Annotated in this window: 26 protein-coding genes, 1 tRNA gene, 1 pseudogene and 1 riboswitch; of the genes and pseudogenes, 10 read left to right on the plus strand and 18 right to left on the minus strand. The window is 63.0% G+C overall.

Annotated elements, in window-relative coordinates; translation table 11 throughout:
• The first annotated feature begins 6 nt into the window (after nucleotides 1-6).
• Both PXJ20_RS05485 and PXJ20_RS05490 read left to right on the plus strand, forming a co-directional pair.
• Nucleotides 7-1,437: a hypothetical protein gene (locus tag PXJ20_RS05485; protein ID WP_421030362.1), complete on the plus strand. Its 1,431-nt coding sequence runs from the start codon at nucleotides 7-9 to the stop codon at nucleotides 1,435-1,437.
• A 117-nt stretch (nucleotides 1,438-1,554) separates the two neighbouring features.
• On the plus strand, nucleotides 1,555-3,519 hold the full coding sequence (locus PXJ20_RS05490; RefSeq protein WP_421030363.1) for an SPFH domain-containing protein: 1,965 nt from the start codon (nucleotides 1,555-1,557) through the stop codon (nucleotides 3,517-3,519).
• 382 nt (nucleotides 3,520-3,901) lie between these two features.
• On the opposite strand, the gene PXJ20_RS05495 is transcribed toward PXJ20_RS05490, so the two are convergent.
• The 6 genes from PXJ20_RS05495 to speB form a co-directional block, all read right to left on the minus strand.
• On the minus strand, nucleotides 3,902-4,750 hold the full coding sequence (locus PXJ20_RS05495) for an amino acid ABC transporter ATP-binding protein (RefSeq protein WP_421030364.1): 849 nt from the start codon (nucleotides 4,748-4,750) through the stop codon (nucleotides 3,902-3,904).
• Entirely contained in the window at nucleotides 4,747-5,400 is a 654-nt protein-coding gene (locus PXJ20_RS05500) for an amino acid ABC transporter permease (RefSeq protein ID WP_421030365.1), read from the minus strand. The genes PXJ20_RS05495 and PXJ20_RS05500 overlap by 4 nt, the downstream gene beginning before the upstream one ends.
• Before the next feature lie 21 nt (nucleotides 5,401-5,421).
• Nucleotides 5,422-6,084, minus strand: a complete 663-nt coding sequence (locus PXJ20_RS05505) for an amino acid ABC transporter permease (RefSeq protein ID WP_413213138.1) — start codon at nucleotides 6,082-6,084, stop codon at nucleotides 5,422-5,424.
• A 56-nt stretch (nucleotides 6,085-6,140) separates the two neighbouring features.
• Nucleotides 6,141-6,998, minus strand: coding sequence for a transporter substrate-binding domain-containing protein (locus tag PXJ20_RS05510; protein ID WP_421030366.1), 858 nt, complete (start codon nucleotides 6,996-6,998; stop codon nucleotides 6,141-6,143).
• A gap of 346 nt (nucleotides 6,999-7,344) precedes the next feature.
• On the minus strand, nucleotides 7,345-8,220 hold the full coding sequence (locus tag PXJ20_RS05515; RefSeq protein ID WP_421057412.1) for a LysR family transcriptional regulator: 876 nt from the start codon (nucleotides 8,218-8,220) through the stop codon (nucleotides 7,345-7,347).
• An 81-nt stretch (nucleotides 8,221-8,301) separates the two neighbouring features.
• The gene (gene speB / locus PXJ20_RS05520) at nucleotides 8,302-9,294 is read right to left on the minus strand and encodes an agmatinase (RefSeq protein WP_421030368.1); all 993 of its coding nucleotides are present in this window, start codon (nucleotides 9,292-9,294) and stop codon (nucleotides 8,302-8,304) included.
• Between the two features lie 256 nt (nucleotides 9,295-9,550).
• On the opposite strand from speB, the pseudogene PXJ20_RS05525 reads away from it, so the two are divergent.
• Nucleotides 9,551-9,931 (plus strand): annotated as a pseudogene (locus PXJ20_RS05525) (aminotransferase class III-fold pyridoxal phosphate-dependent enzyme); the annotation flags it as partial.
• 331 nt (nucleotides 9,932-10,262) lie between these two features.
• On the opposite strand, the gene PXJ20_RS05530 reads toward PXJ20_RS05525, so the two are convergent.
• The 9 genes from PXJ20_RS05530 to ydfG form a co-directional block, all read right to left on the minus strand.
• Nucleotides 10,263-10,338, minus strand: a tRNA-Lys gene (locus PXJ20_RS05530).
• A 217-nt stretch (nucleotides 10,339-10,555) separates the two neighbouring features.
• The gene (ybgF, locus tag PXJ20_RS05535; protein WP_026121051.1) at nucleotides 10,556-11,305 is read right to left on the minus strand and encodes a tol-pal system protein YbgF; all 750 of its coding nucleotides are present in this window, start codon (nucleotides 11,303-11,305) and stop codon (nucleotides 10,556-10,558) included.
• A gap of 24 nt (nucleotides 11,306-11,329) precedes the next feature.
• Complete coding sequence (gene pal, locus PXJ20_RS05540) at nucleotides 11,330-11,842, minus strand: peptidoglycan-associated lipoprotein Pal (protein WP_017772893.1); 513 nt, start codon at nucleotides 11,840-11,842, stop codon at nucleotides 11,330-11,332.
• A gap of 17 nt (nucleotides 11,843-11,859) precedes the next feature.
• On the minus strand, nucleotides 11,860-13,152 hold the full coding sequence (gene tolB, locus PXJ20_RS05545; RefSeq protein ID WP_421030369.1) for a Tol-Pal system beta propeller repeat protein TolB: 1,293 nt from the start codon (nucleotides 13,150-13,152) through the stop codon (nucleotides 11,860-11,862).
• 109 nt (nucleotides 13,153-13,261) lie between these two features.
• Entirely contained in the window at nucleotides 13,262-14,275 is a 1,014-nt protein-coding gene (gene tolA, locus PXJ20_RS05550; RefSeq protein WP_421030370.1) for a cell envelope integrity protein TolA, read from the minus strand.
• The gene (tolR, locus tag PXJ20_RS05555; protein WP_017772896.1) at nucleotides 14,272-14,724 is read right to left on the minus strand and encodes a protein TolR; all 453 of its coding nucleotides are present in this window, start codon (nucleotides 14,722-14,724) and stop codon (nucleotides 14,272-14,274) included. The genes tolA and tolR overlap by 4 nt, the downstream gene beginning before the upstream one ends.
• A gap of 16 nt (nucleotides 14,725-14,740) precedes the next feature.
• Complete coding sequence (gene tolQ / locus PXJ20_RS05560; RefSeq protein WP_017772897.1) at nucleotides 14,741-15,418, minus strand: protein TolQ; 678 nt, start codon at nucleotides 15,416-15,418, stop codon at nucleotides 14,741-14,743.
• Nucleotides 15,419-15,573: 155 nt separating this feature from the next.
• A complete protein-coding gene (gene ybgC, locus PXJ20_RS05565; RefSeq protein ID WP_026121054.1) occupies nucleotides 15,574-16,053 on the minus strand; it encodes a tol-pal system-associated acyl-CoA thioesterase in 480 nt (159 codons plus the stop codon).
• Nucleotides 16,054-16,168: 115 nt separating this feature from the next.
• Nucleotides 16,169-16,915, minus strand: coding sequence for a bifunctional NADP-dependent 3-hydroxy acid dehydrogenase/3-hydroxypropionate dehydrogenase YdfG (gene ydfG, locus PXJ20_RS05570; RefSeq protein ID WP_421030371.1), 747 nt, complete (start codon nucleotides 16,913-16,915; stop codon nucleotides 16,169-16,171).
• A 172-nt stretch (nucleotides 16,916-17,087) separates the two neighbouring features.
• Nucleotides 17,088-17,188, plus strand: a riboswitch (ZMP/ZTP riboswitch).
• Between the two features lie 161 nt (nucleotides 17,189-17,349).
• Between ydfG and glyA the strand changes: the two genes are divergently transcribed.
• From glyA to PXJ20_RS05605, 7 genes are all read left to right on the plus strand, one after another.
• On the plus strand, nucleotides 17,350-18,597 hold the full coding sequence (gene glyA, locus PXJ20_RS05575; protein ID WP_114809115.1) for a serine hydroxymethyltransferase: 1,248 nt from the start codon (nucleotides 17,350-17,352) through the stop codon (nucleotides 18,595-18,597).
• Nucleotides 18,598-18,603: 6 nt separating this feature from the next.
• Nucleotides 18,604-19,095, plus strand: coding sequence for a transcriptional regulator NrdR (gene nrdR, locus PXJ20_RS05580; protein ID WP_017772901.1), 492 nt, complete (start codon nucleotides 18,604-18,606; stop codon nucleotides 19,093-19,095).
• Nucleotides 19,096-19,274: 179 nt separating this feature from the next.
• Nucleotides 19,275-19,835, plus strand: a complete 561-nt coding sequence (locus PXJ20_RS05585; RefSeq protein WP_421030372.1) for a GspH/FimT family protein — start codon at nucleotides 19,275-19,277, stop codon at nucleotides 19,833-19,835.
• Nucleotides 19,832-20,266, plus strand: coding sequence for a type IV pilus modification PilV family protein (locus PXJ20_RS05590; RefSeq protein WP_240658882.1), 435 nt, complete (start codon nucleotides 19,832-19,834; stop codon nucleotides 20,264-20,266). The genes PXJ20_RS05585 and PXJ20_RS05590 overlap by 4 nt, the downstream gene beginning before the upstream one ends.
• 8 nt (nucleotides 20,267-20,274) lie before the next feature.
• Nucleotides 20,275-21,126: a PilW family protein gene (locus PXJ20_RS05595; RefSeq protein WP_421030373.1), complete on the plus strand. Its 852-nt coding sequence runs from the start codon at nucleotides 20,275-20,277 to the stop codon at nucleotides 21,124-21,126.
• Nucleotides 21,123-21,722, plus strand: coding sequence for a pilus assembly PilX family protein (locus tag PXJ20_RS05600; RefSeq protein ID WP_421030374.1), 600 nt, complete (start codon nucleotides 21,123-21,125; stop codon nucleotides 21,720-21,722). The genes PXJ20_RS05595 and PXJ20_RS05600 overlap by 4 nt, the downstream gene beginning before the upstream one ends.
• 18 nt (nucleotides 21,723-21,740) lie before the next feature.
• The gene (locus PXJ20_RS05605; RefSeq protein ID WP_421030375.1) at nucleotides 21,741-22,172 is read left to right on the plus strand and encodes a type IV pilin protein; all 432 of its coding nucleotides are present in this window, start codon (nucleotides 21,741-21,743) and stop codon (nucleotides 22,170-22,172) included.
• Between the two features lie 136 nt (nucleotides 22,173-22,308).
• Here the strand turns inward: PXJ20_RS05605 and PXJ20_RS05610 are convergent, their stop codons facing one another.
• The 3 genes from PXJ20_RS05610 to PXJ20_RS05620 form a co-directional block, all read right to left on the minus strand.
• Nucleotides 22,309-22,770, minus strand: coding sequence for a DUF3318 domain-containing protein (locus PXJ20_RS05610; RefSeq protein WP_126876826.1), 462 nt, complete (start codon nucleotides 22,768-22,770; stop codon nucleotides 22,309-22,311).
• A 176-nt stretch (nucleotides 22,771-22,946) separates the two neighbouring features.
• Nucleotides 22,947-23,333, minus strand: a complete 387-nt coding sequence (locus PXJ20_RS05615) for a phage holin family protein (RefSeq protein ID WP_017772908.1) — start codon at nucleotides 23,331-23,333, stop codon at nucleotides 22,947-22,949.
• Nucleotides 23,334-23,447: 114 nt separating this feature from the next.
• Complete coding sequence (locus tag PXJ20_RS05620; RefSeq protein WP_026121058.1) at nucleotides 23,448-23,750, minus strand: DUF883 family protein; 303 nt, start codon at nucleotides 23,748-23,750, stop codon at nucleotides 23,448-23,450.
• Nucleotides 23,751-23,847: the final 97 nt, after the last annotated feature.

The following is a 23,847-nucleotide window of genomic DNA, read 5'->3' on the forward strand; positions in this document are numbered from 1 at the left end:
AATCAAATGCATACAGCCAAAATACCTCCAGCACAAACCATTTTTGCGATATTTGCGTCGACTTTCCTGATCGCGGGGTGCGCAACCAGGCACGCGGCATCACACAGGGCTGGGGAGCAGGAAGCGCAAAAAGAGGTCGCGCGGACGGAGATCGTGGCCGACGCCCCCAAAGACGGGGCAAAGGTTGTGTTCACAACCAGCGGGATGCCTATGCCGGTGAATTTCTCAACAAGTACATCGGACGAAGCATGCACCGGATTCCAGAGAGTCGGAAGCGTGTTCGATAGCGGTCGTGGAATACTGCTGCCGTCAATTGCGCGCCTGACCGAGAAGCTCAACAAGGCCGTCATGAAAGCCGAGACGTCGCGAACCGTGAGCGTCGAGCCCGGCATGCAGCTACAGGTAAAGGGACTCTACGGTGACGACATGGATTCCCGTTCGGCTTCGTGTGGCCCGTTCGTCACGTCCTTCGTCCCTGAAAAAGGGCATACCTACCACGTAAATTTCGCGTTCAACGGTACGCAGAGCTGCTCGCAGAGCATGACCGACATCACGGTTCACGACCACCCTGTTTCGGTCGGACGCCCGCTTTATTGCGGTCTGCGGGACATGGCAGCGACTGTTACCGGCAATCCGCTCAGAACGAAACACGAGCAAGACCTCGAGGCGGCACGGAAGAAGGAGGCCGCAGCGACTTCGCCATTCGAGAGAGCATCTGCATTGCAGGATGAGGCTGCCGCTCTCGATTCCCTTGGCAAACCGGATGAGGCTCTTGCCCGGATCGACGACGCCTTACGACTGGCCGATCCGTCCAGAAGCAAGGATCTGATTGCCACAAAAGCGGGCATAGAGTTCTCGCTGAACAACCCGCAGCAGGCGCTTGCGCTCCTTGCTCCGGAAATCGGGAAGATCCGCGAGTTTGCCGCTCACAACCCCCAGCTCACGCGCGCTGGTGTCCTGGGTACCTACACCGAAGGATTCGTCACAGCCACTTTCGCCCATATTCAACTGGAGCAATGGAAGGCGGCGATCGATACGCTGGCAGATGCCGAGTCGCCACTGGAGGGGCCGGGCTTCTATGCGTACCGGGCGCTCGTGTACCGCTACATCATGGCCAGAGCCCATGATGCCTCGTTGACGAATCCGCAACTCGAACGGGACGCGAGCTACTACGCTGCGAACGACAAGAACCAGTACGGCGCATTGCTGCGCGCATGGCAAGGCGAAAATATCGTGAGAGAGCTTTCGATCATCAATGCCGGGCTGTCGGGTGACGAACGTCAGGACGCGGAAGCAGAAGAGCAGTTCTATCTCGGCGCGTATGCGAAGTTCGTCAAGGGCGATGCCGCCGAAGGGCGAAGCAGGCTGGGTATCCTCGACCAGCTTGCGCCTTACGGCAGTATCGAATGGATCTACGGCAAGCGGGTCCTTCAATGAGGCTACGACAAAGGTGCCAGTTTTTGGGGTGAGCGATGGGGCTAATCGATCATCTGCGGTGGCATTACGACGCTACAGCAGGAAAGGCCCGGCAACTGGAAGAAGGGGAAAACACATATGGACCATTTGATGCAGGTGGGGCAAACGATCGCTATCGGTCTGGCAGTGCTGCTCGTAGTTGCGGTGCTGGTTTGGGTATCGGGCATCATCCGTTACATACCTAACGACCGGGTAGGCGTGGTGGAGAAGCTGTGGAGCCTGAGCGGCTCGGTACAGTCGGGGCTGCTTGCGCTGGCAGGCGAAGCCGGCTTCCAGCCGGAACTGCTGCGGGGTGGTTTCCACTTCTTCGCGCCGTTCCAGTACCGCGTGCATATCCACCCGATGGTCTCGGTAACGCAGGGCAAGATTGGGTACGTGTTTGCCCGCGACGGCCGCGATCTGCCCGCCGGCCAAACACTCGCTGACAATGCCAACGTCGACGATTTCCGGGACGTTCGGGCATTTCTGGAAAAGGGGGGCGAGAAGGGACCCCAGCGCAAGGTACTGCGCGAGGGCACACACATTCTCAACCCCGCGCTCTTCGTGGTGATGACGGAGGAAGCAACGTATTCCCTGTCGCTCAACTCCCAGGAAAAGGCGTATTACGAGACGATGCGCGCACTTCTGGATGAGCGTGGCGGATTCTCGCCTGTCGTCATCAAGGGCGCGGAAGGCGAGCACGACTCCGACCTGCTGGCGATCGTGACGGTCCAGGACGGACCCGCACTGCCGAAGGACGAACTGCTCGCGCCCGATGTCGGCGACGTCCATAACTCGTATCAGGAGCCGGAGAAGTTCCTTGCTGCCGGTGGCCGCCGCGGCCGGCAGGAGCGTGTCCTGGTCGAAGGCACCTGGTACATCAACCGCCTCTTCGCAACGGTCGAATTCATCCGCAAGACGGTGATCCCGGTCGGCTATGTGGGCGTGGTGGTTTCGTACACCGGGCGTCGCGGTGACGACCTGTCCGGCAGCGACTACAGCCACGGCGAACTGGTCGAGAACGGTTGCCGGGGCGTCTGGCGCGATCCGCTGATGCCGGGCAAGTACGCTTTCAACACCTATGCCGGCAAGATCGAACTCGTACCTACCACCAACTTCGTACTGATGTGGAAGTCGGGTGAGAGCGGATCGAGCTTCGATTCGAACCTGCGCGAAATCACGCTGATCACGAAGGATGCGTTCGAGCCACTGCTGCCGCTCTCAGTCGTGGTGCACATCGACTACCGGAAAGCGCCCATGGTCGTGCAGCGCTTCGGCAACATTGAGCAGCTCGTCGAGCAGACGCTCGACCCGATGGTGTCGTCGTACTTCAAGAACGTGTCGCAGACCAAGACGTTCATCGAGCTGATCCAGTCGCGCAGCGAACTGCAGGTCAATGCATCGAACGACATGCGTGAACGCTTCCAGGCGTATTCGCTCGAGTTCGAGGAAGTGCTGATCGGCACGCCCAAGGCGCAGGTCGGTGACGTACAGATCGAGAACATCATGGCGCAACTGCGCGACCGGCAGATCGCCCGCGAACAGGTGGAGACGTTCGCACAGAAACAGATCGCAGCGGACAAGCAGCGCGAGCTGAACGAGGCCGAGCAGCGGGCGGCAAAGCAGAAGGAGCTGACGGGCTCGCTGGTCGACATCAGCATCAAGGAGAACCAGGGTTCCGCGAGCGTGAAGGCGGCCGAGAAGCGCCGGCAGGAAATCGAGGCACTGGCGCAGGCGGAGAAGTTCCGGCAGGAAATGGAAGGTTCGGGGCGTGCGTCGGCGATCCGCTCGGTGGGTGAGGCGGAGGCATCCGCCATCAAGGCGAAGTCCGAAGCGCTTCAGGGAGAGGGCGCCGACAAGCAGCTGATGCAGACCGTCATGCTGCGGCTGGCCGAGGCGTTCGAAACCGCGAAGGTGCCGCTGGTTCCACAGATCCAGCTTGGCGGTGGTAACGATGGGAATGCGTTTTCCACCCTGATGTCTCTCATGGGTTCGCTCAAGGCGCTTGAGCTTTCGCAGTCACAGGGGCGCCCCGGGGCAGTCGCTGGCGGGCCGAAGCCCTGACACGGCGGTACCGGTCGCCCGCGGGATTGATCTCCCCTGGCATTAAACGCGGCCGGGCCGGCAGAACCCTATGCTGACGGCGCGAACTGATGTGACTGACTGCAAGAGAAACAGGAAAACGAAATGAGTGATGGCGTATTGAACGCGCGGCTACGGCGATTTCTGCTGCCGCCCCTTCTGCCTGTGCCGGTTCCTGTCAGCGCGTGTGCAACCGTTGTTTCCGACGACTATTCTCGGGGGCTTCGGCGATTGATGTTTCGGGATATGCGCCGAGGCCCGCGTCGCGCCGCTTGCCCGTCACCGGGCAAACGCGCATGGAGCGCCGGTGGCGCTTATAGCAATGAGCCGGTGGTTGTTGGCACGGCGTAGCTGACCGCTTCGCTCATGACAGGGGTACGTGGTTCGACGACATCACTTCGTGCCCCGGTCGCGCCATTCCCTCTGCGAGCGAAAGACTACGGTCAAGCCATGGCTTGAGGAATTGCCGGAGTCGGGGCGTACGGGTATTGCCGAACAACTGTGCCGGCGATCCCGTTTCGATAATCTGGCCGGCCTCCATGAACACCACCTTGTTCGATATCTTGGCTGCAAAGCTCATTTCGTGAGTGACCATCACCATCGTGAGGCCCTCCTGCGCGAGCATGCGGATGACACTCAGCACCTCTTCAACCAGTTCCGGGTCGAGTGCCGACGTTGGTTCGTCGAGCAGCATGACCTCCGGTTCGATTGCAAGTGCCCGCGCAATGCCGACGCGCTGCTGTTGACCGCCGCTCAGTTGTGCGGGGTACGCCTGGGCCTTGTGGGCGAGTCCGACGTGATCGAGTGCGGCCTTCGCCTTCTGCTCGGCCTCGGCTTTTCTGCATTTGCGCGAAAGCACGAGCGGCGCCGCCACGTTGGCCAGCACGGTCATGTGCGGCCACAGATTGAATTGCTGAAACACCATGGCGATGGGCCGGCGTACCTCGGCGATGTTCGCGTCGGTATCGCGCACACGCCCGTTGCCGGTCGATGCACGGTAGCCGAGCAACCTGCCCTTCACTCGCACTTCGCCTTCTTCATACGTCTCCAGAAAGTTCATGCAGCGCAATGCCGTCGTCTTGCCGGAGCCGGAGGGGCCGATCAGCGAGACGATTTCGCCGCGCATCACATCGAGATCGAAGCCTTTCAGGACGCGCAGTTCGCCGTATGACTTGCCGACGCCGCGAAGCTGGAGAATGGGGGAATCGCTCACGATATTTTCCTCAGGAGTGGAGTCAGTGCGGCCATGCGTCTCGCCAGCAGCGCGACAGATTGGGTCAGCAGCCAGTAGCACGAAATCAGCATCGCGTATGGGCCGATATACGTATATGTCGACGAGACCAGGTCACTCGCTGTCATCGTCAATTCGGGCACCGTAATGATGGACGCGACGGAGCTTTCCTTGATCACGAGAATGACCATGTTGGTCAGCAGCGGTACGGCAAACGCAATGGCCTGCGGGCACTCGATCACGCGAAACGACGCCCAGCGCCCGATGCCGAACGCTCTCACTGCTTCCATCTGTCCGCGCGGAATGCTCGCCCACGATGTGCGGAATATCTCCGCGAAGTACGCCGCCGAGTACATGGCAAGCGAGACGACGGTTGCCTGTACCGCCGTCATGGTCAGACCGAGCGCTGGCAAGCCGAAGTAGACGATCACCAGTTGCGACAGGTACGGCATGCCGCGTACGAGCCAGACATACAGGCGGTACGGTGTGGCCACGACTTGAGGAAAGCGCAGGCGCAGCACATTGAGCGCGAAGCCGCCCATCATCCCCGTGAACGCGGCAAGCAGGCTGACTTCCAGCGTCACGAGCATGCCCGCGGCGAAGCGCGGCAAGAGGGAAAACAAGGAGTTCATCTGAATTTGCCGTCCTTCGTGTCAGGCGCGCCGGCTGATGCGTCGCTCGTAGCGGTGCCCCGCAAGCGAGAGAAGCGTCGTGATGGCGAGGTACATCAGTGCGCCAAGCGTGTAGGTCTCAAGCGGCCGGTAGGTGGCGGAAGCGAGTTGCTGGCTCACGCGCATCAGGTCGGTAACAGAGATCACGGAGATCACGGCCGACGCCTTTACGATATCGATCATCTCCGAGACGAGCGCGGGCAAGGTGGCGGCCACGACCTGTGGAACCTCGACGTGCCACAACGTCTGCCACCGCGTGAGACCGAACGCGCCGGCTGCCTCGCGTTGACCCTTCGGGATCGAATGGAAGCCGGCGCTCAGAATCTGCGACTGGTAGGCCGCGGTGTTGAGCGAGAGTCCGATCACTGCGGCGACGGGGCTCGGCAAACCGAGCCCGAGCGCGGCGGGCACGTAGTAGAACACCAGCAGTTGCGCGAGCATGGGCGTGCCCCTGAACACGCTCACGTACACGCGCGCGGCCGCAGCCAGCCAGCGGTTCCGGCTCGCCAGCATCGTGTAGGCGAAGACGCCGGCGAAAAAGCCGCACAGAACGGCAATGGCCGATAACGCCAGGGTGGTGAGCGCGCCATCGAGCAGAGGAGGCAGGTAGTCCAGGCTGCGGGTGAGGAAGGTTGGCTCGTTCATATCGTTTCAACGCTCGTGGCTCGTGGTAAGGCGGGACCGTCGCGCGCGCCGCTTCGTTACATGGCGGGTGCGGTCAATGCCTGGGCCGGCACGTCCATGGTCGTACCGAACCACTTCAGCTGGAGCTGTTTCATCGTGCCGTCGCGGTTGGCGCGCGCGATGCCGTCGCTGAACAGCTTGACCAGCGCGGCGCTGTCAGCGTCCTTGCGGGCCACCCAGGCGAAGTACGTTTTCGGACCAATTGTTTCCGGCATGATGGCGAAAACCCCGGGGCGCGATTTCATGAGCGGGCCAAGGTTGGCAAGCGACTGCGCAACGGCATCGAGACGTCCCACGGCCAGGTCGGCGTAGGCCTCGTCGAAGGCGACGTATTGCCTGATTTCCTTGAGTCCGGAACCGCCCGCGGCCTTCAGCTTCTGGTCGAGCGCGATGGCTGCCTGCAACTGTGCGGTGCCTGCCTGGGTGCCGACGATCTTGCCGTTCAGGTCCTCGGGCTTCTTGATGGACGGCTCATTGGAGCGCAGCAGTACGCCGGTCGTTGCGTCGGCCACGGGGAACGTGAACGCAAAGTGCTCGAGGCGCTCCTTGTTGATGGTGACGGCGGTCACGACGATATCGAAGCGCTTCGCGTCGAGGCCAGGCAGAAGCCCCTGAAAAGGCAGATCGAGCTGATCCACCTTGACGCCCTGCAGCGGCTTCAACACGTACTGCATCAGGTCCGCGTCGTAGCCCACGATCTTGCCGTTCTCGATGTACTCGAACGGCGCATAACGCGCTTCGGTGCCGATGGTGATCTGGCCGTTGGTTCTGATACGGGACAGCAGATCGTTGCTCTCGGACCAACTGGGTGTCGATACGAGGACGGCACACGCGCCGGCCAACGACAGGAGGAGGGTACGGAAGGATATCAGCATGACATTTCCATCGGCGCAGGCGCCTCGAAGGGATAACGATAGGCAGGCTGCGATACGGGCAGCCTCTCAATTCAGGAAACAGGCGTTGGGCGATTCCGGTCGGGTTGTGTTGCCACCTCCCTCACGATCGAATTGCCGTGACCTCAATGTAGGAGGGGCCTGTTGGTGCATCAATGCTGGTCAAAAAAACCCAACTTGCGGGGATTGGAAAGCATGCAGCGGGGTGCCGAGGCCGCTTGCCACGCGACCGGAATCACGACGCGAAGTGAGCGTGAAGTGAAACTGCGCGGAAGAGGGAAGTGGTCGACGCACCCGCGCCGCGGGCGATGGCCAAGCCGCTCGCGGATTACTCGGCCGAGCGTGGAAAGCTGTCGAGCATCATCTGTGTGGTGGCGTCGAGGGCTTTGCCCTGACGCGTGACGATGCTGAAAAGAGAGCGGTAGGTGAAGGCAGACGGCACGAGCGCAAACAGCCGCCCTTCGTCTTCCCAGCGCCTCGCGAAGTGCGTTGGAAGGTACCCGATGTACGTCCCCGTCAGCAGCATGGTGAGCGTCGCTTCCATCGAGAACGCCGTGGCAGCGCGATTCAGATTGACGTGATGCGGCTTGTGGCTTTCGGCCAGGTACCCACGCTCGACATACGGGGCGGCCTCGATGGTTTCCATCAGGTTTACGCCGGTTGCAGTCGACAGCGGATGGTCGCGGCCGCAATAGAGTCCCTGCTCTTCGGAAAAGAGCGGCGTGTAGACGAGCCCTGAAAGATGGTGGTGAAACGCGCCTACCGCGAGGTTCAGCTTCTCGTCCAGCACCGCCTTTTCAAGGTCGCCTGGGGGCATCACATGGACGGTGAGATGCGTGCTGGCGGAGCGTTCCCTGAAGCGTTGCAGCGCCGTGACGGTAGGCGTGCCGGGGAAGGAGAGGAGGCCGTCGACAAAGCCGATGTCAAGCCGCGTTTTGGGCTGACCGCTCAAAGCGCCGATAGCGTCCAAAAAACGGCTTACGTCTGAAAAAAGCACGCGTGCGGCCTCGTAGACCGCGAGCCCTTCTTCGGTCACCTGGAACCCCTGGCGCCCACGGTGACATAGCGTCGTGCCGAGCCGTACTTCGAGATCGCGCACGGTGATGCTCAGGCGCGGCAGGCCCATATTCAGGACCGTCTGTGCAGAAGTGAACCCGCCGGCTTCGACTATCGTGCAAAAGATCCGAAGCGACTTCAGATCCACGTCTGACAGGTTTCCAAGCATGGTCTAGCTCGCCGGGTTTCTTCGGAGCGGTGGCCGCAAAGGTACCTCAGGGAACGCACCTCAATCTGTGACGACAGTACGTCGTTCGCCGGCGATTGTACGATACTGGGCCTGAGCTTCCGCTATCACGCAAAGCAGTTCGAACATCATGGTTGCGCCCACGAGTGCCGTACCGCCGGTGGGATCGAACGGGGGCGACACTTCCACAACGTCGGCGCCGATCAGGTGCAGGCCGCGCAACCCGCGGATCATCTGCTGCGCTTCTCGTGTCGTGATGCCGCCAATTTCCGGTGTGCCGGTACCCGGGGCGAAGGAAGGGTCGAGTGCGTCGACATCGAAGCTGACGTAGGCGGGTCCGATACCTGCGACGCGCCGTGCTTCGGCAATCGTCCCGGCAACGCCCAGCGCGGTGAATTCTTCCATTTCGATGATGCGCACGCCCGCATCTCTTGCGAAGTCGAGGTCGTCCGCGGAGTACACCGAGCCGCGAATGCCGATCTGAACCGTGCGCTTCGGGTCCAGAAGCCCCTCTTCGATTGCGCGGCGAAACGGCGTGCCGTGCGTATACGGGTTGTGGCCGAAATAGGTGTCGTTAGTGTCGGAATGAGCGTCGAAGTGAATCATCCCGATGGGCCGGTGCTTCGCAATGGCGCGAAAGATGGGCAGCGTCACCAGATGATCGCCGCCTGCCGAAATCGGAATGGCGCCCGCACGATGAACGGCGCTGTAGAAATGCTCGATCTGCCGCAGCGAATCGAGAAGGTCGATGGGATTGACCGGGGCATCGCCGACATCGCCCACTCTCAGCAGATCGTACGGCGCGATCCTGCTGACGTGATGGACCTTGCGCATGAGGCTCGACATGTTGCGAATTTCGCGCGGCCCGTGCCGTGCTCCGGCCCGGTTGGTGGTGCCGCCGTCCCAGGGGACGCCAATCAGCGCAATATCGACGTCCGCGAAGTTCGATACGGCAGGAAGGCGCATGAACGTGGAAAGACCCGCAAATCGAGGAACAAGTCCGGCGTCGACGGGTTGCGGCAGGCTGCTGGTCATGTGTGGTCCTTCGACAGACTGGTGAGAACGGCCTTCACGGTAGCACCTGGCGCCCGCGCTGAAATTCCCCAAACGCGCAAGCCAACTTTCGCGAAACCAGAACTTCTCTGCCTGACTCACCGGATTGCTCTCTGGTTGCGCGAAGTCGACTTCCTTCATGCGACATTGAACCGGCATCCTTGCCTGAATACATTGAAGCCACGCCTGTGGCATGCGGAATGCAGCCGGCTACCTATTTTTCAGGAGGGATTTCTCGATGAGCACAACGATCAGCGACGCCAGTCTGTCGAACTTCTGGATGCCGTTCACGGCGAACCGGCAGTTCAAGCGCGCGCCGCGCATGTTCAGGTCCGCGAAGGGTATGTACTACATAACGGACGATAACCGTCGTGTGCTGGATGCAACGGCTGGCCTGTGGTGCGTCAACGCAGGTCACGGTCGTCCGGAAATCATCGAGGCAGTCGCCGCTCAGATCAGAACCATGGACTACGCGCCGACGTTTCAGATGGGGCACGAGCTTGCGTTCGAAGCAGCGGCCCGAATTGCGGATTTCATGCCGGGGACCCTCGACCGGATTTTCTTCACGAACTCCGGCTCGGAGTCGGTCGACACGGCGTTGAAGATGGCGCTCGGCTTCCGTGCGATCAACGAAGATACCGATGGAGATTTCCGCCTCGATCCGCTGGGCCCACTCGCGGGCCTGCTGCTTGGTATCGAACGTCCGGTAGATAGGTTTGTGTCCGCGCTTGCGGAATTCGGCGCGCCAGTAGGCGCGGCGCTGGCTGATGTATGCCATCCAGAGACTCCATGCGAAAGGTTAGGCTCGCTTGGTCTGGATTCTCCGTTCCGGCAAATTTCCGGCAAAGGGTACGTTTTAGACATCGCCGGCCCATCTCTGGGCGAAAAAAAAGCACTGACGCTCGCGCGTAAGTGCTTGATTCCCTTCAGTACCCACCCGATAGGGTAGGTGGTAGGCCGTACTGGATTCGAACCAGTGACCAACGGATTAAAAGTCCGCTGCTCTACCAGCTGAGCTAACGACCCGAAAGAAGCGGGATTGTACCGGCGCCCCCCAGGCCTGTCAATCCGCCGCGCCGTCGGGAACGTTGCGCAGAGGTGCCCGTCGTCGTACGTAAACACGTGCGGCAGAAGCGAATACGAAAAAGCCCGGAACACCTCGTGTTCCGGGCTCTTCGTCGAGAGGCGCGCGTAGCGTTGTGATGCGGTGCGCGTTGCTTTGCGTGGCAGCGGGGCTGCCTTGTTATTTGATTTGCGAAAGCCTGCTTTGTGCCGATTGCGCGACGCTGGAACTGCCGTATTGCGCGAGGATCTGTTCGAGCGTCTTGCGGGCCGCTGCTTTCTGGCCCTGCTCGAGCTGATTGTTCGCGATGGCGAGCAACGCTTCTGGCGCACGCGGACTCTGCGGGTAGTTCTTCACGACGCCGTCCCATGTGGACGTCGATCCCTTGTAGTCCTTGAGCGCATAGAGCGCATTGCCGAGCCAGTACTGCGCACTTGGCTGATAGGGGCTTTGCGGGTACTTCGCGATGAAACTGCGGAACGATGCTGCCGCGTTCTTGAAGTCGCCGTTGCGGAACTGCTGCGAGGCGGCGTTGAACGCATCCGTTTCGCCGGGCTGCACGATTCCCTGCACGCCATCGACGGTCTGCTGCTGCGGCTCGAACTTCTTGAGCCGCCCGTCGAGGTCCGTGTAGTAGTCCTTCTGCTGCTTCTGCAGGATGGACAACTGATTCGCCAGGTCTTCGTTCTGTCCACGCAACGTCGCCACCTGCTGGTTGAGCTGGTCGAGACGGTTGGACTGGTCGAGGATCGTGCGTTGTGCCGCGGACAACTGGCTGGTCAGGTTATCGGTCTTGGTGCGCAGGTCGAGAATGGCCTGACGCGCTTCGTTGTCGTCGAAGAGGCCAGCATGCGCCGGTGCCGCCGCAAAGGCGGCGCCGGCGACGGAGGCAGCTGCGGCGAACCGCAGCCAGGAGATACGGTGTGACATACGCCCCTTCATCCCATGCGTTCGTTACTGTTGGTACACGAGGTCGGCACGACGGTTCTGCGACCACGATGCTTCGTCGTGACCGAGGGCAACCGGCTTCTCCTTGCCGAGGCTCACAGCTTCCATCTGCGAGTCGGGCACGCCGAGCAGCGACAGCGAGCGACGCACGGCTTCGGCACGCTTCTGGCCGAGCGCGAGGTTGTACTCGCTCGTGCCGCGTTCGTCGGTGTTGCCCTGGATCAGAACGTGACGCTGCGGGTGCGTCTTCAGGTATTGCGCGTGCTGTTGCAGCAGCGGCTGGTACTCGTCCTTCACCGAATAGCTGTCGAAGTCGAAGTAGACGCTGCGCTTGGCGAGCGGGCTGTTCGGATTGTTCAGCTCATCCACCGTCACCGGTGCGACCGCGTTCGGGTTCGGCTGCGTGCCCGACACCGCACCCTGGTTCGCGTTGGGATTGACGGGGGGCGTGGACTTACAGGCGGCCAGTGCACCAATCATCAGTACGGCCAAACCCAAGCGGAACTTTTTCGACATCATTATTGCTCTCCTAAGTGTCATTGCATGAAAGGACCCCAGGACGGCTCGCGTACGCTGCCGCCCGGAACGGACAACACCTGGCGAACACGACCGTCGGTCGAGACTGCCGCCAGCACGCCACGGCCGTTCACCTGTGTGGCGTAAAGAATGTACTGACCGTTCGCCGCAAAGCTCGGCGATTCGTCGTGCACTGTGTCGGTCAGGCCTGTGGCCGTACCGGAATCGAGGTCCTGAACATACAGCTTGAATGCGCCGCCCACGCGTGAGATGTACGCGAGCTGTTTGCCGTCGGGGCTGACGCGAGGGCTGGTGTTGTAGTTGCCGGTGAAGGTTACGCGCTGTGCCGCGCCAGCGCTTTCACCCTGAGCCGGCATGCGGTAGATCTGCGGCTGGCCGCCGCGATCGCTCGTGAAATAGATCCACTTGCCGTCAGGCGAGAAGGTGGGTTCGGTGTCGATCGCGCTGCTTTGCGTGAGGCGGCGCAGGCCGGAGCCGTCTGCGTTGACGGCGAAGATCTGCGTATTGCCGGTGCGCGAAAGGGCGACGGCGAGCGTGCGGCCGTCCGGCGACCACGCGGGCGCACTGTTGTTGCCCTTCTGGTCGGACACGATGACGCGGCGACCCGTGGGCAGGTCATGGATATAAACGATCGGCTTCTTCTTTTCGAAGGAGACGTATGCGACCTTGGTACCGTCCGGCGACCATGCCGGCGAGATGATGGGTTCCGGGCTGGAGAGCGCGATGTGCGCGTCCTGACCGTCGGAATCGGAAATCTGCAACTGATAGCGGCCGCCTGTCCTGATGACGTACGACAGCCGTGTGGCGAACACGCCCCGCGTGCCGAGCAGTTTGTCGTAGATGTAGTCGGCCACCTTGTGGGCGCTCATTCTGAGGCCGCTTTCGGGGCTGACGAGAACGAGGCCGCCAAGGCTTTGCTGCTTGACCGTGTCGTACAGCCGGAAGCGCACTTCGTACTGGCCGTTCGGCAGGCGGTTCACGCTGCCGGACACGAAAGCGTCTGCGCCCTTTGCCTTCCAGGCGCCCAGATCGACCGAGTCGGTTTCCGAGACAGGCGTGCTGCCCGCATCGATGTTGCTGAATTTGCCGCTGCGTTGCAGATCTTGCCGGATGATCGTGCTCACCTGCTGCGGCGCGCTCGCCTCATTGGCGAAGTTCGCCGTGGCGATCGGAAACTGCGTGGAGCCGACGCCCGTCACGAGGACATTGAGCTGCGCGTGAGCGGCGCCGCAGGCGGCAATGAGGCACGACGCGAAAAGGGTCCGCAGGCCAGGCTTCGTCATCAAACTCATGCTGTGTCGCTTCCCGAAAAGTCAATTCTCAACACTTTGTAACAGCAAAGAGACCGGCTGTAGCCAGAATCGTTCCCGCTTGTTGCCGTGCCGCAGGGCCGCAGGGCCATCAGCCGGCCGGTCGCAGGGTAATCGTAAAGCTTGGCGGCGTCTTGCCGTTCGTATCGAGCGGCATCGGGTCCGAGCGCTGGACGGCCCGCAACGCGGCGTCGTCCCACTGCGCGTTCCCGCTGCTGCGCGTAATGGTCGCAGAGAGCAGCGTGCCCGTCGGCGCGCAGCGTACCGCAACCACAGTTTCGAGGCCCTGCGTTTCACCCGACCACACGACATTCGGACGCACACGCCGCTGCACCTTCTCGGCGTAGCCGGGCGACGCCGCAGTCCCGCCTGCGCCGCTGCCGGTGCCGCTTTTCGCGAGACCGTTGCCGCTTGCGCTGTCACCGCCGCCCGCCATGCCCTGCATTTGCGCAATGCGCGCGCGTCGTTCCTGATCGAGCTTCTTCGCCTGCGTTTCAGCCTGGGCCTTCGCCTGAGCCGCCTTTGCTGCGGCGGCCTGTTTCTGCGCCTCAGCTTGCGCCTGCTTTTGCTGTTCGATCTTCTGCTGCTCGAGTTGCTGCTGCTTTTTCTGTTCCGCGAGCTGCTGTTGCTTGAGCTTCTCGGCGGCCTGTTGTGCCTGCTGTTCCTGCTGCTGCTTGAGCTTTGCGGCCTTCTGCGCGGCCAGTTGCGCCGCCTGTTCGGCTGCGAGCTGCTGCTGGCGCCGTGCTTCGGCCTCTTGCTGTTGCTGTAGTTTCAGGCGCTGCTGTTCAGCAAGCTGCGCCGCACGCGCCGCCTCTTCCTGCTTGCGTTTCTTTTCCTGCAACGCGATGTCGGCTTCTTCGTCGCGCACCGGCGGGGCCGGCGCGGCGGGAGCCGGAGGCGGCGGCGCGGGTTGCGGCGTCGAGAGGTTCGGCACCTCGGTCCAAAGCTCCGCCTCGGCGCCGGCGGGCGTGCTGTTTTGCCAGTGGATGCCGTGGTACAGGAAGAACCCCAGCAATACATGCATCACCAAAGCGAGCAGGAACGCTCGACCCGTGCCGCGTTCGCGCGGGGGCCGGAGCGGATAGCTTGAAGTCCTGCGGATCATTGCGATTTGACGAGCAGTCCGACGCGTTTGACGCCGCGAGCCTTGAGGTCGGACATCACATTCATGACGGCTTCGTACTTGACGGTCTTGTCGGCGGCGATCACGACCGGCTGATCGGGATGCGACTGTTCGCGATCCACGATGAAGCTGTTCAGATCGGCGCGGGCCATGTTTTCCTGCTGCGTGGCGCCGCTGTCGTCCTTGTAGCGCACGCTCATGTTGCCGTCCGCGCGGATGTTGACGACCACGGGCGGCGTTTGCTGCTGCGGCGCGGCGCCGCCGACGGTGGGCAGGTTCACGATGGAGGGCGCGACGAGCGGCGCGGTCACCATGAAGATCACGAGCAGCACCAGCATCACGTCGATGTACGGCACGACGTTGATGTCGGACATCGCGCGGCGCTGGCGGCCGCCACGCATGCTGGAACGAACGGGGGTTGAACCGGCCATCGTGGACTCCTGATGCTTAGTGCGCCTGGCGCTGCAAAATGTTCGAGAACTCTTCGATGAAGGTCTCGAAACGGATTGCCAGCCGGTCGATGTCGTGCGCGTAGCGGTTGTAGGCCACCACAGCCGGAATGGCCGCGAAGAGGCCGATGGCGGTTGCCGTGAGGGCCTCCGCAATGCCCGGCGCGACGTTTGCGAGCGTGGCCTGCTGCACGTTGGCGAGACCGCGGAACGCGTTCATGATCCCCCACACCGTGCCGAAGAGACCGATGTACGGGCTTACCGAACCCACCGAAGCGAGGAACGCGAGATTGGCTTCGAGCGCGTCCATTTCGCGCTGGAACGCTGCGCGCATCGCGCGGCGAGCGCCGTCGAGAATTGCACCCGGATCGTTGAGCCGCTTCTCTTTGCCTTTCAGAAACTCGCGCATGCCGGACTCGAAAATGCGTTCAAGCGCCCCGATGGTGTGGCGGTTGTTCGCGGCGCTTTGATAGAGCGCCTGCAGGTCGCCGCCCGACCAGAAATCACGTTCGAAGCGTTCGGTCTGCGCGCGGGCGCGGCGAATCGCGAACCACTTGCGGAAGATGAACGTCCACGACATCAGCGACAGCAACAGGAGCAGCCCCATCACTGCTTGTGCCAGCAGGCTCGCATTGAGAACGAGAGAAATGATCGAGAGATCTTGTGTAGTGTTCATAGAGGTTCGTTTTGGCGTTCCCCAGAGGGGCGTCCGGGTGCAAGGCGTCCCAAAGCGTTTTGTCGGCTAACCGGAAGCGTCGCTGAAAGCCTTGTGCAGCATGGCTTCCGCATGGTTTGGCCGATGTGAGTTCACTGGCGTCGTAACAACGGTGCTCAGGCGCTAGCCGTTGACGAGCCGGCTATGCTTTTTGCTGGTCCGCGCCGCAGCGCGTCGAGCACACGCGGGGGAATAGCGGCCGGGCGAAGGGTCGCGCCGTCCACGCAACCCACACGGATGTTGCCCGTGGCGAGCAGCGCGCCGTCGCGCCACGCTTCCTGTGCGAAGTCGACCGAGGCGCGGCCGATTCGCTCGATACGGCTCAAGGTCGTGATGACGTCGTCCAGCCGGGCCGGCGCCCGGTAGTCGACGGCAGTGCTGCGTACGATGAAAAGCGCGCCGGCTTCTTCGGCGAGCCTGTGCTGGTCCACGCCGCATGCGCGCAGCCACTCGGTGCGGGCTCGCTCGAAAAACTTCAGGTAATTCGCGTAGAACACGATGCCGCCCGCGTCCGTGTCTTCGTAGTACACGCGGATCGGCCACATAAAACCGGTCCCTGTACCGGACTGGCTGGTCGACATATTCATGCCGCGCATTCTACCGGAACGAAGAGGCATGTTGCTTTTTCGCTGCAAACCGCCCGGAATGCCGCTTTTGCGTCTGCCGGAGCGGCCAGCACAGTGACATGCCTCCACGCTGCGCCTTCGTGCCTTATCCGCGGTGGATCGTGAGCCCGGCGAACGATTGAGCGACCGGCATCAACTCGATCGTGTTGATGTTCACGTGGGCCGGACGCGTTGCGATCCAGTAGATCGAATCCGAGATGTCTTCCGGCGTGAGCGGCTGCACGTCCTTGTAGACGGTCGCGGCCTTCTCGTCGTCGCCACGAAAGCGCACGTTGGAGAACTCCGTGCCGCCACACAGACCCGGTTCGATGTCGGTGACGCGTACCGCCGTACCGGCAAGATCTGCACGCAGGTTCAGACTGAACTGGCGCACGAAGGCTTTTGTGGCCCCGTACACGTTGCCGCCGGGATACGGCCAGGTCCCCGCCACGGAGCCGAGATTGAACACGTGGCCGCGGTTGCGCTCGACCATGCCGGGCAAGAAGGCGCGCGTCACGTGCACGAGGCCGGTGCAGTTGGTATCGATCATGGTTTGCCAGTCGTCGAGCAGGGCCCGCTGCGCCGGTTCGAGCCCCAGCGCGAGGCCGGCGTTGTTCACGAGCACGTCGACTGCGGCGAATTCGGCGGGCAGGGCAGCCGGAGCGGCTGCGACCGCTGCGCTGTCGCGCACGTCGAGCTCGAACGGCAGAACCTTGTCGCCCAACTCGGCGCACAGCGCGTCGAGGCGGTCTTTGCGGCGCGCGGCGGCTACCACGCGGTGACCGCCCTTCACAAAGGCGCGGGCGATGGCGGTGCCGAATCCTGCGGACGCCCCGGTAACGAACACGATCATGGCTGCTCCTCGTCGATATAGGACGAATTAACGAAGGCCAAAGCCTACTTCCAATGCCGCGCTGCGGCAATAAAGGCCACGTCGGGCGTGGTGCGGCGGCGCTCACGGCCCGTGAAAGGCGCGCCGACACCCTCGGTTGCCTATTGCCGGCGCTTCCAATAAACTAACGCGCTCGACCCTGCGTGACTGGCGATAGAACCCTTCAGGGTTCAAGGTGGAACGACCCACCGTGAAGCGCAGGGAGCCGTTTTGCCGTTCGCCTGGGCAGCCGTGATCCGCGCGCCGATGTATGCGCTGCCGGTGGCTGTCCTGCCTCGTGTGTGGCACCTCTTCATCCGCCACGTCAAGGCTGGCTCCTCCGCCAGCAGCGCCGCGTACCCGCTACGCGTTTCGCGCGAAATCCGGTCAACCTGAACACACTTAACGGAACCCGTATGTTTGACAGAGCCGAAAGCACCATCGCCAACGTCGATCCCGAAGTCTGGGCGGCGATCGAACAGGAAAACCGCCGTCAGGAAGACCACATCGAACTGATCGCGTCGGAAAACTACACGAGCCCGGCGGTGATGGCCGCTCAAGGTTCGCAACTGACGAACAAGTACGCGGAAGGCTATCCCGGCAAGCGTTACTACGGCGGCTGCGAGTACGTGGACATCGTGGAGCAGCTCGCGATCGACCGCGTGAAGCAGCTCTTCGGCGCCGAAGCCGCGAACGTGCAGCCGAATTCGGGTTCCCAGGCCAATCAGGGCGTGTTCTTCGCCATGCTGAAGCCGGGCGACACGATCATGGGCATGAGCCTCGCGCACGGTGGCCACCTCACGCACGGCTCGCCCGTCAATATGTCGGGCAAGTGGTTCAACGTCGTGAGCTATGGTCTGAACGAAGCGGAAGACATCGACTACGACGCCGCCGAAAAACTCGCGAACGAGCACAAGCCGAAGCTGATCGTGGCCGGCGCATCGGCGTTCGCGCTGCGCATCGACTTCGAACGTCTTGCGAAGATCGCAAAGAGCGTGGGTGCCTGGCTGATGGTGGACATGGCGCACTATGCCGGCCTCGTTGCCGCGGGCGTCTATCCGAACCCGGTGCCACACGCCGACTTCGTGACCACGACCACGCACAAGAGCCTGCGCGGTCCGCGCGGCGGCGTGATCCTGATGAAGGCGGAATACGAGAAGGTGATCAACTCGGCGATTTTCCCCGGCATCCAGGGCGGTCCGCTGATGCACGTGATTGCGGCGAAGGCCGTGGCGTTCAAGGAAGCGCTGTCGCCTTCGTTCAAGGCGTATCAGCAGCAGGTAGTGGAAAACGCGCGCGTGCTGGCCGAAACGCTCGTGAAGCGCGGTCTGCGCATCGTGTCGGGCCGCACCGAAAGCCACGTGATGCTGGTGGACCTGCGTCCCAAGCACATCACGGGCAAGGCGGCGGAGGCCGTGCTCGGCGCGGCACACATCACCGTCAACAAGAACGCGATTCCGAACGATCCGGAAAAGCCGTTCGTGACGAGCGGCATCCGCCTCGGTTCGCCCGCCATGACGACGCGCGGCTTTGGCGCGAAGGAAGCCGAGCAGGTGGGCAACCTGATTGCCGACGTGCTCGACAATCCGGAAGACGCGGCCACGATCGAGCGCGTGCGCGCCCAGGTGGCGGAGTTGACGAAGCGCTTCCCCGTCTACCGCTGATCGGTCATGCGCTGCCCCTTCTGCCGTCATGAAGACACGCAGGTCATCGATTCCCGCGTGTCCGAAGATGGCGCTGCCATTCGCCGGCGCCGTCGCTGCTCGGCCTGCGACAAACGTTTTACGACGTACGAGCGGGTCGAGCTGGCGATGCCGGCGGTGGTCAAGAAGGACGGCAGCCGCACTGAATTCGACCGGCGCAAGATTGTTGCCAGCATGAAGCTGGCGTTGCGCAAGCGTCCCGTCTCCGCGGACGCTATCGACGCCGCCGTGGCCCGTATCGAATATCAACTGCTCGGCAGCGGCGAACGCGAAGTGCGCAGCGAACGGCTTGGCGAACTGGTCATGAACGAGCTGCGCGAACTCGACAAGGTCGCGTTCGTGCGCTTTGCTTCGGTGTATCGGCGCTTCGAAGACGTGTCCGAATTCGAGGACGTGATCGAGGAGTTTCGCCGGATGGCTGGGCCGGCTGCGCCGGACAAGCCTGGTCGCAAGCGCTGACGGTTCTTCTTTCCTCATTCGCAGTTCCTCTCTCTTTTCTCTGGCGCCGGCCGACGCTACCGGCATGAGCACACATTGTTGTGCGTCGGTCGCCTGCTTGCCACCTGGCCGTTCGGCCGATTGTGACGTGTGCCCGCCTGCCGCTAGATTCACTGCATCCTTTTTTGTGGGGACTGCGGATGAATCGGTACGCCACTCACTTTCTTCAGGCTCGCGCCTTCACGCTGACTGAAACGCTCGTCGTCGTGGCGTTGCTTGCCGTGCTTGCCGTTGCGGCGACCCCTGGCATCGTCGCGTGGCGGGCGCGCGATCAGGTAGACGCGCGTGCGCGGGTCTTGCTTGGCACGTTTGCTTACGCACGCAGCGAAGCGGTCCGGCGAGGCGCACGCGTCACGGTTTGCCGCGCGGACGCCGGCGGCAACTGTCTTGCCGCAGGGGCGGCTTGTCCCTCAGGCGCCGCCGACTGGTCGTGCGGTTGGGCCGTGACGGTGACGCAGGGTGGAGCCGTGTCGGCGCTTCGCATTCAGGCTGGCTTGCCGTCCGTGAGTGTGAGTGGCGCACTGACTGCGATTGCATTTACGCCACCGGCCGGGCAGGCGATCGGCAGCTTGCGTAACTTCGAACTTTCTCCTCGACCCGCAACAGCTGCAATGAGCGGCAACCGTTGGCGGCGCTGCATTCGCATAGCGGCAGGCGGCCGCGCGCGGATGACCGAGGGCGCGTGCGGAGCATCGTCGTGAATTCGGCCCGAAGAGCACTCAACCGCGGGACGTCGCTGATCGAAGTCATGCTTGCCGTCGCGCTCACCGCTGTCTCGGCACTCGGGCTCATGGCGACGCAGCTGTGGATTGCGCGGCATGGGCATGACTCGGAACTACACGAGCGTGCGGCCCTGATCGCCGATGCAGTAGCGGAATCCACGCATTCGTCCGACGCATCGGATGCCATCAATAGAGCGGCCGTTGAGCAATGGAAGCGTCGCGGCGCAGACACCGCGCCCGGAGCGGCGGTATCTGTTCTGCCGAGCGGCAACGCGTCTGTTGCAATGGTTATGTGGCCCGCTATCCGAAACGCGTCAGCCGCTGGCCAGATCATCGATCCGGCCACTGAGTGCGGCGACGCGCCAGCGCCGCCGGGCATGGCGTGCGTGGCCATCGCGTTTGCGCAATGAGGCCGCCCATGCACCGTATTGGCGACCACGCACGAGGCTCGGCCAAGGTCCACACAAAGAGTCGTCAGAAGGGCCACACGTTGCTCGAGCTAACGATCGCGATCGCGCTCGGTCTCGCCATCACGATGGGCGCCGTTGCGCTGTACCGGTCGCAGCGAGCGGCGTTCACCGCAGCCGCAGATCAGGAGCGAATGCGCGAAGCCGGCATGGCGGCACTCGTGCTGATTGGCGATCAGATCCAGATGGCGGGCTTCGTGCCTGCCACTACGCCTAAGGGCCAGGTGGCCATGCCGCTATTCGGTTGTGCCGGCGCGCGCCCCATCGGCCCCGACGACGCGCTCGCCTGCGAGGCCCTACCGGGAAGTGCGAGCTCGGACGGTCTCGCTGTGCGCTACATCGGCGACGGGGCATCGACGTGGCCTTCGGCGACCGGGCAGCCGACCGACTGTCTGGGCCAGTCCGTGGCGGACTCCGAAGCCGGGCTCAACGCGGGTTCCACCACGATCGTCAACCGCTACTACGCGAAGACAAGCGGTTCGACCAGCGAGCCGGAACTCTATTGCGAAGGGACCGGAAGACCAGGCGTTGCTCAGCCTCTCGTCGAGGGTGTGGAACGACTACGCGTTCGCTACTGGCTTGCCGGTGTGCAGGAGGCGGTCGAGGCTTCCGCCGTGGCGCGCGATCAGTGGAGCCGCGTGGTCGGCGTGGATGTGTGCGCACAGGTGCGTGGCAGCGCGACCGGACGCCGCGTGCGCTATGTGGACTGCGATGGCGTTGCGATTGGGCCCTCGGACGGGCGGGCGCGAACCACCTTTTCGAGTTACGTGACGGTTCGCAACAGTCCGGCGAAATCGCCATGACGAACCGCTCTCGCATGCCATGCCTGCAGCGGCAAACGCAGTCTGCGAAGCCGCCGCTTTCCGCCCATGCGGCAACGCGGGTCTGCCGCGCCGACGGGGCAAAGCGCGGCGCAGCGTTGCCCGTCGTGCTGGTGGTGATATCGACCATGCTGGTTTCATCCGCGGCATGGCTTGAGATGTCGTTGATGTCTTCGCGACAGGCGAGCGCGGTTGCGGATCATCTCCAGGCGTTTCACGCTGCGGACGCAGCGCTCACGGTTTGCGCGCGAAGACTCGTTTCAAGTCGTCGCGCGAATGGCGACGCAACGCTCATAGCGAGCCTTGCGCAAAGCGACCCGCAAAACTGGAAGAGCGAGACGTGGTTCGAGTCCAATGCGTTCGCACCTGTCCCGCAGTGGCCGGGGTCGGTCACACCGCCGCAGTGTGCGGTTGAAGCTTGGTCCATTCCCTCGCGTCCGCAGGCCGAGGCATTCGCCGTCACGGCGAGGGGATATGGCGCAACGCGCGAGACCCAGGCGTGGCTTCAACTGCAACTCGTGATCGAGGATGGCCACGTGGAGCGGCACTGGCGGCGTATTGCCGCGCGGCCGTTTTAACCGGAGGAGACGAGCGGGATGAGACCGAACGCAGTACGTGCCTTCACGCTGCTCGAACTTGCCATTGCGCTGGCGATTGCCGGGGTGCTCGCTGCATTCGCAATTCCTTCGTACCGAAGTCAGGTGGCAAGGGCACATCGGGCTGATGCGGCCGCAGCGCTGTATCGCGCTGCACAGTTCGTCGAAGCAGCGGCACCGGCCAGCATTCAGGAATTGCCCGCGGGCCTGGATCAGGCGCCGTCATCGGGGGCTGCAATCTACAAGCTTCGCCTGCTGGCCGCCGACAACACCAACGGAGGCTACGCGATCGAAGCGGAGCCGGCCGACGCAGGGCCGATGCACGGCGACGCGTGCGGCGCCTTCGTGCTAGAAGCAACGGGCCGTCGGTCGAATCGTGGCGGGCCGGGAACAGGCACGACTAGCACGGATGATTGCTGGAGCGCCAGATGAGCCCACGATACGAACAGGCATGGGCGGAAACGGTGTCTCGCCCGCATCCTCTGCCGCCGATGAACGCGGGCAGGGAATGCGGCGAGCCTATGCCCGTGAGCAGCGTCGCCCAGGCAGACGCAGGGGCGACGCCAGGCTATTCCGCAAGGCCCACATCACCGTCTGCGGCGTCGGCCGAGTCTTCGGCTTCGCGCTTTTCCGCCTGGATCTGCCGCCAGATGCGGAATGCTTCCCACGCACCCAGCGCGACGGCGCCCCACTTGAGAGCCGGCTTTGCGCCCTTGGCGATGCCCGCACGGAGCGGCTTGGCGAGCAGCAGCGAAAGGAGCGAGCCGACAAGCGGATGGTCCCGCAGCAGCAGGCCAATGCCCGCGCCTTTTGCGCCGCCTTGCCCGAACATCGGCAAGAGGAATCGCAGCCAGCGGAAGTGCGTCACGGCGTGTTTCAGTTCGAACGTCGCCTCGGCGAGTTCCATGCGCTCCACGTCGGCACGCACGAGCAACAGTTCTTTGCGCAATGCCCGCAGTTGCGGCGCGGAGAGGTCCTTCGGCGGAGGACGTTTGGGACGAAAGGCGGTGTCCGGTCGGTTCTGGCTCATGGCGAGGGCGGAGGCAAAAAAGTTGAGGCGACGGATTCAGGAGCGGACCCGGCTACCGGTTCAGGCGGCTGGCGAGACGGCGGCCTCGCCAGCGCCGATGCAACGCGCGAACGCAACACATGGACGCAATGCAGTACGCAACACATGAAGGCCAGGGCGAGCGCATGCACCTGCCCTCAGTCTTTCCTGAACAACTCGCGGTCCTTTTCGAACTCGGCGAGGGTGGATTCGAACACGAGCGGCGCGTTGCGCAGTCCGTTGCGCGCCTTGAGCGCGCAGAACAGTGCGGCGATTGCGTACACCGCCGTGATCGCGGCTAGCGCCTGCCAGCGCCAGGTGTCCCAGAACGCGATGGCCACCAGTGCCGTGAGCGCGATCAAGGCCATCGTGGCCAGCATCATTGCGGCGAGTCCGAGGAACAGTACGCCGAGCAGGCGATCTTTCTCCTCGGCCAGCTCGATGCTGATGAGCTCGAGCCGCGTATGCAGGATGGAAAATATGGAGCCGACTATGCGGCGCACCGGACCGTGACCCGCACGTTGCGATTGAGTATCTGTCGTCATGGCGAGAGTGCGTTGCGCGCGTCTGGGCGCGAGAAGATGCGGACCGGCGCGCAATCGGCCGGCACGAGAGCGCGGCGGCACACCGGAGCGAAACTCCGGCGGCCACGCCGTGCGTTACTTGCGGTTGATCAGCAGGCCGATCAGCACGCCGACGCCGGCGGCGATGCCGATCGAAGACCACGGATGTTCGTGCACGTAGTCGTCGGTGGCGCGGGCCGCCTTCTTGCCTTTCTCGATGACCACCACCTGGACGTCGGCGGCCTTTTCCTTCGCCTGTTTCAGACGGGTGAGCGCGGTCTCGCGCAGTTCGGAGGCTCGCTCGCCGGTGGCGCTCGCGGCCTGCTTCAGCAGGTCTTCAGCGTCCGCGAGAACAGTTTTGATATCCGACATCAGTCTCTCCTTGTTGACTTCTGACATTGACAGCTCCCTTCGGGTCACGCTACGCATGAATCGTAGTCAAAGAAACGATCGGTGGCGAGCAAGCCGCACGGCACGTGCCGGGGGCGACGCAGGA

The sequence above is a fragment of the Paraburkholderia sp. A1RI_3L genome, assembly GCF_048957895.1.
GTDB classification, from domain to species: Bacteria; Pseudomonadota; Gammaproteobacteria; order Burkholderiales; family Burkholderiaceae; genus Paraburkholderia; species Paraburkholderia kururiensis.